The organism is Acinetobacter sp. AG1 (assembly GCF_001005525.1).
Classification (GTDB): Bacteria; Pseudomonadota; Gammaproteobacteria; order Pseudomonadales; family Moraxellaceae; genus Acinetobacter; species Acinetobacter modestus.
On record NZ_LBMZ01000057.1, the window covers coordinates 1 to 8054 of the forward strand.

General features: G+C 40.6%; 7 protein-coding genes and 1 pseudogene. 2 read left to right on the top strand and 6 right to left on the bottom strand.

Annotated elements, in window-relative coordinates; all coding sequences use genetic code 11:
• From AAV96_RS18090 to ribF, 5 genes and pseudogenes are all read right to left on the bottom strand, one after another.
• A pseudogene (locus tag AAV96_RS18090) lies at window positions 1-94 on the bottom strand (NADPH-dependent oxidoreductase); the annotation flags it as partial.
• 106 nt (window positions 95-200) lie between these two features.
• Window positions 201-683: an FKBP-type peptidyl-prolyl cis-trans isomerase gene (locus AAV96_RS00860; RefSeq protein ID WP_005218993.1), complete on the bottom strand. Its 483-nt coding sequence runs from the start codon at window positions 681-683 to the stop codon at window positions 201-203.
• Between the two features lies 1 nt (window position 684).
• Window positions 685-1215: a signal peptidase II gene (lspA, locus tag AAV96_RS00865; RefSeq protein ID WP_046737945.1), complete on the bottom strand. Its 531-nt coding sequence runs from the start codon at window positions 1213-1215 to the stop codon at window positions 685-687.
• Window positions 1208-4045, bottom strand: coding sequence for an isoleucine--tRNA ligase (gene ileS, locus AAV96_RS00870; protein ID WP_046737946.1), 2838 nt, complete (start codon window positions 4043-4045; stop codon window positions 1208-1210). Before ileS ends, lspA begins: the two co-directional genes overlap by 8 nt.
• A gap of 60 nt (window positions 4046-4105) precedes the next feature.
• Entirely contained in the window at window positions 4106-5107 is a 1002-nt protein-coding gene (gene ribF / locus AAV96_RS00875; RefSeq protein WP_046737947.1) for a riboflavin biosynthesis protein RibF, read from the bottom strand.
• A 206-nt stretch (window positions 5108-5313) separates the two neighbouring features.
• On the opposite strand from ribF, the gene AAV96_RS00880 reads away from it, so the two are divergent.
• Together AAV96_RS00880 and AAV96_RS00885 are read left to right on the top strand one after the other, a co-directional pair.
• Entirely contained in the window at window positions 5314-6447 is a 1134-nt protein-coding gene (locus AAV96_RS00880; RefSeq protein WP_046737948.1) for a TDT family transporter, read from the top strand.
• 63 nt (window positions 6448-6510) lie between these two features.
• Window positions 6511-7077 (top strand): hypothetical protein, encoded by a 567-nt coding sequence (locus tag AAV96_RS00885; protein WP_004665381.1) that lies wholly within the window; start codon window positions 6511-6513, stop codon window positions 7075-7077.
• A 123-nt stretch (window positions 7078-7200) separates the two neighbouring features.
• Here AAV96_RS00885 and AAV96_RS00890 read toward each other — a convergent pair whose 3' ends face one another.
• Window positions 7201-7887 carry a hypothetical protein gene (locus AAV96_RS00890; RefSeq protein ID WP_227505812.1) on the bottom strand — a complete coding sequence of 229 codons (687 nt, stop codon included), beginning with the start codon at window positions 7885-7887 and terminating at the stop codon, window positions 7201-7203.
• Window positions 7888-8054: the final 167 nt, after the last annotated feature.

Genomic DNA, 8054 nt, shown 5'->3' on the forward strand with positions numbered 1-8054 from the left:
AGGTGAGTTTAGTCGTTGCTTGCTGTACCCAATTTGCGACTTTGATCGCTGTACGACCTTCCCGAACACTACCAACAATAATATAAATGAGCATATTGAAATTCCTATGTGTTATTAGTTTGATTTTAAAAATAAATACTTTTAATGATCTTATACTTTTCTTTAGCGTAAAAAAAAGCTCTCATTTGAGAGCTTTTTTGTTACATCAATTTGATGCCTTGCTGACCAGCCGGGGTGACTCTGAAAATTTCTACTTCAAAGGTAATATTTTTACCAGCAAGAGGATGGTTAAAATCAATTTCTGTAGTGTCGTCATTGACGGATTTTACGATGCCGAACAACGTTGCTTTGGCTTTGTCTTCAAATTCTATCATATGACCAACGATTGGACGTTGCTCAAATTTTACAGTATCGAAGATTTGGATATTTTCAGGATTCCAAGGACCAAACGCATCTTCAGGGGGTAAATGTACGGTACGACGATCGCCAGCACGTAAACCAAATAATGCCTTTTCAAAGCCAGGTAACAGGTTACCATCACCAATCACAAGACTGACGGGTTCTTCACGATTACGTGTATTGTCAATCTCAACACCATTTTCAATAGAAACAGAAAAATGTAAGTCGACTTTTGAGCCATCTTGAATACGAATTTCTTCGTTTGGTTGGATAATTTCAGTCATCTTAATTTTCCATGTTTGGGCTGCGTTTCTTTTCAAGGAAGAAGGTATCAATCAGTAGTAAAATAGTACCTAAAGTAATGGCACTATCCGCAAGATTGAACGCAGGAAAGTGGTTATTTTGATAATAAACGTGGATGAAATCGACGACATAACCTAAGCTAACACGGTCAATTAAATTGCCAATTGCACCACCAAGAATTAACGCAATCGCCATTGGTAATACAATCATTTTCTTTGGCATACGCATCAACCAAAAAATAAAAATGATGGATACCACACCCGCCAAAGAGGTAAATAAATAACGTTGCCAACCACCCGCATCAGATAAAAAGCTGAAGGCTGCACCATGATTGTGGAGTAAAGTCCAATTCAAAAAAGGCAGTACTGGAACGGGATCTGCATAATTTAAATGTGAGCTCGCAATCCATTTAGTCCATTGATCCAACACAATGGCAAGGACTGATAGCCCGAGCCAAAGTAAATTGTGCGGATAAAATTGAAACAAGCCTTTTTTTGCTTGTGTATTAGGCATACTTTCTCACTTCGCCACTGCCAGTGACGTTGACGATACAACGAGCGCATAATCCAGTATGACCAACGTGTGTATTTACATCTGGCAATACATGCCAGCAACGTACACATTTTTCACCATCTGCTGCGGAGACTTGGACACGTAATCCTGAGAGATCCGTGTTTTCACCTTGTTCAGCATAAGGGTGAACGATGACTTGAGAAGTGATCAAGACAAAACGTAATTCATCAGCCAATTGGTTTAACAATGTTTGTAATGCTTCATCTGCCCAAAGTTCAACTTTTGCAGATAAGTTACTACCAACAAGTTTAGCGTTACGCGCTGCTTCAATCTGTTTGTTTACTGCTGATTTTACGCTAATCAATGTTTGCCAATCTGCTTCAGACAGTAAGTTTGCTGTTGATGCCGTTGGAATGCCATACCATTCAGCTGTAAATACATATTTGCCAGTTTGTTCTGGAATTAATGGCCAAGCTTCTTGTGCGGTAAAGCTCAAGATTGGCGACATCCAACGAACAAAAGCTTGCACGATATGATATAGCGCTGTTTGAGCAGAACGACGTGCCTGTGAATCCGCTTTGGTGGTGTACTGACGATCTTTGATGATGTCGAGGTAGAAACCACCTAAATCATTGATACAGAAGTTGGTCAATGCGTTGGTCACAATGTGGAAATTCATCTCTTCATAGGCTTGCTGGATAGTTTTTTGAACTTCAGCAGCGCGTTGTAAGATGTATTGATCTAATGCAATCAATTCATTTACAGGTAGAGCATCAGTTGAGGGTTTGAAGCCATTCAGGTTTGCTAACAAGAAACGTAAGGTATTACGAATACGACGGTAACCATCTGATGCGCGGCTAAAGATTTCTTTACCTGCGGTCATTTCGTAGCGATAGTCAGCAGATGCAATCCAGAAGCGTAAGCCATCTGCACCCATATCTTTAATAATGTCTTGTGGGGTAATGATGTTGCCTAATGATTTAGACATCTTACGACCTTTCTCATCCACCACGAAACCGTGGGTGAGAAGACCTTTGTATGGTGCACGTTGATTAATCGCAATTGAAGTTAACAACGATGATTGGAACCAGCCACGATGTTGGTCTGAACCTTCAAGATATAAGTCTGCTGGATCTTGTAATTCTTCACGTTCACGCAATACTGCGTAATGTGTTGTACCAGAGTCAAACCAAACGTCTAGCGTATCGCGTACAGCATTGTATTGTTCAGCATCTGCACCAATAAAATCGCTAGCATCACGGTTATACCAACCATCAATCCCTTCTTGCTCGATCAGTTTAGCTACTTCTTCGATCAATTCAGGCGTACGAGGATGCAAAGCATTGGTATCTTTGTGTACAAAGAACGGGATTGGCACACCCCAAGTCCGTTGACGTGAGATACACCAGTCAGGGCGTCCTTCAATCATCGATTGAATACGATTTTTACCCCAATCTGGGACAAACTCGATGTCATTTTCAATCGCATTCAAGGCTGTCTGACGTAAACCTTTAGCATCCATGCTGATAAACCATTGAGGTGTCGCACGGAAGATAATCGGGGTTTTATGACGCCAGCAGTGTGGGTAGCTGTGTTTGATTGGCTGATGCGCCCATAGACGACCGACAGCACCCAAAGCTTCGATAATTTTTGGATTAGCTTTATAGATATGTTCGCCTGCAAAAATCGGCGCTGTTGGTAAATATACGCCATTACCACCGACAGGATTATCTACTTTTAGGTTGTACTGTAAGCCAACTTTATAGTCGTCCACACCGTGTCCAGGAGCGGTATGTACTGCACCTGTCCCGCTGGTCGCGATAACGTGTTCACCTAAAATAACAGGCACTTGGCGATCAGTAATCAGAGGATGTTGTAATAAGACATTCTCGATTGCTGATCCTTTAAAATCAGCCAGTACTACTGGATTTTCGAGCTTATAACGTTCGATTGCCGATTCAACCAGATCTTTGGCCAGAATAAAGTTTTGTGTACCACGATCACTTTGTACTTGAACAAGTTGATAGTCGATTTCAGCATGGAGTGCCACTGCTTGGTTGGCAGGCAGTGTCCAAGGTGTAGTTGTCCAGATCACGATATCCGTGGCATCTTGAACATCAACATTCAAGCGTGTGCTGAGATCTTTAAGATCAACAACCGTAAAACCAACATCAATTGCATCTGATTTTTTATCTTCGTATTCAACTTCTGCTTCTGCCAGTGCAGAACCACAGTCTAAACACCAGTTCACAGGTTTTAAGCCTGGTTCGATATGACCTGCTTTTGCAATTGCGCCAAGCGAACGAACAATGTCCGCTTCTTGCTTAAAGTTCATAGTGAGGTATGGATTATCCCAGTCACCAAATACACCCATACGCACAAAGTCTTTTTTCTGTAATTCGACTTGGGTGTAGGCATATTCACGACACGCTTTACGGAAAGTGGAGGCATCGACTTTAACACCTACTTTACCGACTTTTTCTTCGACCTTAAGTTCGATTGGAAGACCGTGACAGTCCCAACCCGGTACGTATGGCGCATCGAAGCCATCCATAACTCGGCTTTTAATAATAATGTCTTTGAGGACTTTATTGACGGCATGGCCCAAATGGATTTGACCATTGGCATATGGAGGGCCGTCATGAAGAACATATTTTTTCTTGCCAATACGCGATTCACGAATCTGCTGATAAATGTTGTCGGCATACCACTCTTCTAACCATTTGGCTTCACGCACAGCCAAATTTGCTTTCATGGCAAATTCAGTATCTGGCAAATTGAGTGTGGCTTTATAATCCACTGCATTTTCAGGAGTTTGCTTATCGCTCATGCAAGTTTTCTTCCAGTTTTATCAGTCTAAACTGACATGTATTACAAATGAAATTTAAATTTAAAAAGGAAATTCTGGTGTGCGTTCACGATAGTCTCGTAATTTTTGCACATCATCATCGATTCCAGCTTTGAGTGCTTCAAGCGAAGGGTAATTCAGTTCACCATGTAGATAGTGAAGAAAAGTCACCCGCATCAATAAGCCATACAGATTAGCAGAAACATCAGGAAAATGTACTTCTAATCGCCACTCTGGATGTTCTTGTTTGATGGCTGGGCGTGTCCCGACATGACCTGCACCAAATAAACTGTCAGCTTGATAGCCTGTAATCCCGTTCAGAGCAGGATCAGTATGTTTTGTTTTTGCTGTAAGTGAGGCATTTTCACAGACTACATCCACCGCATAAATACCGTTTAAACACGGTTTGTGGCGGTTTAAGCGCACATTAATGGTTGGAAAATCAAGGGTACGGCCAATCTGATCACCATATTGCACGCGACCTGTGATGCTATAAGGACGACCTAATAATTTTGCTGCTAATGCCAGATTACCTTCTTGTAGAACCTGACGAATACGGGTTGAACTAACGCGTTCATTATTTAAAGCCACGGTATTTAAATTAGTGACATCAAAGCCGTAGTTACGCAAGAATTCACTGTTACCTTGACGGTCTTTACCAAAATGAAAATCATCACCCAGCACTAAGCTTTGCGCATTGAGTTTTAATTTAAGTAGGTCAGCAAATTCTGTGGCATTTAAACTTCTAAAATATTGGTCAAATTTCGCAACTGCAATGTAGTCCACACCGAGCTCAGTTAAATATTCTACTTTTTCTCTGAGCGAGCTGATGCGTGGAGGCGCATCATAACCTTTAAAGAATTCAAGTGGTTGTGGCTCAAAAATCATCACTAATGTTTTTAAGCCTTGCGCTTCAGCCAACGTTTTGAGTTGGGCAATCATCGCTTGATGGCCGAGGTGGACACCATCAAAATTGCCAATCGTTACCGCAGTTGGAGGTAACTGAAAATCTGGCGATAAAGCGTTGAGACGAAGCAACTTCATGGGCGTTAAATACAGTGATTTTGCAAAGGCTATATATTGCCATATTCTCAGCGTTTCGTCTTGTTGTTGTGTTTTTACACAGAAAAATTTCAATATTTAAAGCTTTAATATCAATTAAATTGATTCATTAAATAAAAATAAATCAATTTTTCTTATTTGTGGATTGACCTAAAATAACTGCATAGTCGCTTGATATTGAGAAAGAGATGAAAAAGCCGTTTTATCAGCTAGAGCAGAGCACTGATGTAATTCGCCATTTTACCCCGAACTGGTTTACTGCAACCATGGGAACAGGTGTGGTCGCGATGATTTTAGCACAGTTGCCTTTCGCTTCATCTGTCTTATTTATGCTGGCGACCAAATTATGGCAGTTTAATATTCTGTTATTTAGCACTTTTAGTGTGCTTTATATTTTACGCTGGATTTTATTTCCGGCTGAAGCCAAGCAGATTTTTACTCACCCCAATATGAGCTTATTCCTCGGTGCGATTCCGATGGGCTTAGCGACGATTACCAATGGTTTTCTGAGTTTTGGTATCCATCTATATGGCGATATTGCCGTTCAGATTGCCACTTACCTTTGGTATATCGATGTTGTTCTTGCAGTAGTGATTGCGTGGGTGGTGCCATTTTGTATGTTTAGCTGCCAAGATCATCAATTACAACGGATGACCGCGGTATGGTTACTCCCGATCGTGGCCTGTGAAGTTGCGGCTAGCTCAGCAGGCTTGTTGCTGCAGCATTTAGCTGCCGATCAACATGCGTTAACCATGTTGATCACAGGCTATGTGTTGTGGGGCATTTCTGTCTTACCTGCTTTTGCGATCTTAACCATTTTGATGTTACGTTTGGCTTTGCACCAGTTACCTGAAAAAGAGGTCGCGATTTCTAGCTGGTTATGTTTAGGGCCTATTGGAACAGGTGCATTAGCGTTATTATTGCTGGGTGAACAAGCGCCACGTATTATGCAGGCGATGGGTTTCGAAGGTTTAGCGACCTTACTTCCAGCCTTGGGTATTGTGGCAAGTTTGGTGTTATTAGGTTTTGGCTTATGGTGGTTTGGGATTGCGATTTTGACCACACTACGTCATATGCGTACTGGCATTCCATTTAACTTGGGTTGGTGGGGACTGACTTTCCCATTCGGTGTCTTTATTTTGGCGATCTTTAATTTAGCGCATCAGTTACATATCGATTTCTTACAGTATGCGGCTGTGGTTTTAAGCCTGTTGTTGGTTGGCCTATGGGCATTAGTGATGAAGAAAACGTTGGCAGGAGCGTATAGCGGTCAATTATTTTTCTCTCCTTGTTTGGTCGCCTTACAGCAGAAGATGCAATAATATCAAGGTGTGCTTTAGCACACCTTTTTTGTGTCTCTATTTTGATTTGAACGAGTCTTTTTTATGAATGCTGATATTGCTCTGATTATGGCCTTACCGAATGAATCCAAAGGTTTGTTTGAACAAGCAGGCATTGACGTTCATTACAGTGGCATCGGCAAAATTAATGCAGCATTCAAGGCATTTGAGGTGATTCAAAAGACAGGCTGTAAAACGCTGATCAATCTAGGCAGTGCAGGTAGTTCACATTTCGACGCGCACAGTCTGGTTGAGGTGGTCACTTTTGTACAGCGCGATATGGATGTGTCTCCCTTAGGTTTTGCCGTAGGCGTGACACCGATGGATGATGAGATTCCTGCGGAGATCCATACCCAAGCCCATTTTGAGCTTTTACCCAAAGGGGTCTGCGGCACGGGTGATTCGTTTGAAACAGGCGTTCCAAAGGTCAGTTGTAATCTCGTCGATATGGAAGCCTATGCTTTAGCTAAAGTGTGCCAAAAATTGGGTGTACGTTTGATTTCAGTCAAATATATTACTGATGGTGCCAATGATACTGCGCATCTGGATTGGGAAGAAAATCTACTAGTTGGTGCACAAAAATTACTGGCGTTGTATCAAGCTCATTTTTAAATGCAAAGGTCTAACGCTGTAGTGTATGCAGGTAAACTTTATATTGTTGGTAGGTTTTTTAAATTAAATATTATTATTTTTTATTCGTATGGCGCCTATTATGCTAAATGACCAATTACTACTTTACTGACTTGAATCTGAAAGTGGAGATACATTCCATTTATCAAGAAGCTCCCATATCTTAGCTTCTATTTTTTTCCAATTTTTTAATTCACTTCGGTCAAACACCCAATAAACTTTTACCCCAGCATAAATATGCTCCCATGAATTAACTACAATTTTATTCTTATCTTCAAAATTGAATGAAAGTCCTGATATCAACTTATTATTAGATTCACCAAAACACCAAAGGTTTTTATCTTCTATCGAGTAACAGGACAAGCCATACTCCTCAGAAATATTCTTTTCAAAGTCTCCTTTTTTACTTTCCAAAAACTTCTTATATGTCTCTTTGGTTGTGTAATTTATTTTACTTTCATTCTCAACAAAAACCTTAACTTGACTAATATCATCTAATGGTTGATTAGAGTAAAAAGATTTATCAGTTGCCTTAACAGTTGAACCATTCAGCATCAAGTTAAATTCAAGCTGATTAATTGCATATGGTGGGGGTAACATAGTTGCTTCTTCATGACTAATAGGCGGAAATGTCTCGGGTACATAATCTATTGGAAACTGTCCCAAATAATGTTCATGTTCTGGTCGATAAAATTCTGCTTCACATCTTTTACAATGTGTATCTGGAATGTGAATACGCCTTGGTCCTAACTTAGCCTTAACAACCAAATGATCATTTTGCTTCCATGTCACGATATCTCCCTCTTGGAGAATCTCGGGCTTATCTCGCTGAAAACATCCAGTGAGAAAAACCAAACATAAAGAGACTACTATATTTTTCTGCATTATTTCTCTCTTTAATGGATTTTATTTTTTTAAGTCTGGATCAGTTTAGTTTCTCTAAAATTAACATAATACGC

Excerpts from the sequence above, each read along its gene's own strand:
- AAV96_RS00860 (WP_005218993.1), bottom strand. The coding sequence starts at position 683 with ATGACTGAAATTATCCAACCAAACGAAGAAATTCGTATTCAAGATGGC.
- lspA (WP_046737945.1), bottom strand. The coding sequence starts at position 1,215 with ATGCCTAATACACAAGCAAAAAAAGGCTTGTTTCAATTTTATCCGCAC.
- ileS (WP_046737946.1), bottom strand. The coding sequence starts at position 4,045 with ATGAGCGATAAGCAAACTCCTGAAAATGCAGTGGATTATAAAGCCACA.
- ribF (WP_046737947.1), bottom strand. The coding sequence starts at position 5,107 with ATGAAGTTGCTTCGTCTCAACGCTTTATCGCCAGATTTTCAGTTACCT.
- AAV96_RS00880 (WP_046737948.1), top strand. The coding sequence starts at position 5,314 with ATGAAAAAGCCGTTTTATCAGCTAGAGCAGAGCACTGATGTAATTCGC.
- AAV96_RS00885 (WP_004665381.1), top strand. The coding sequence starts at position 6,511 with ATGAATGCTGATATTGCTCTGATTATGGCCTTACCGAATGAATCCAAA.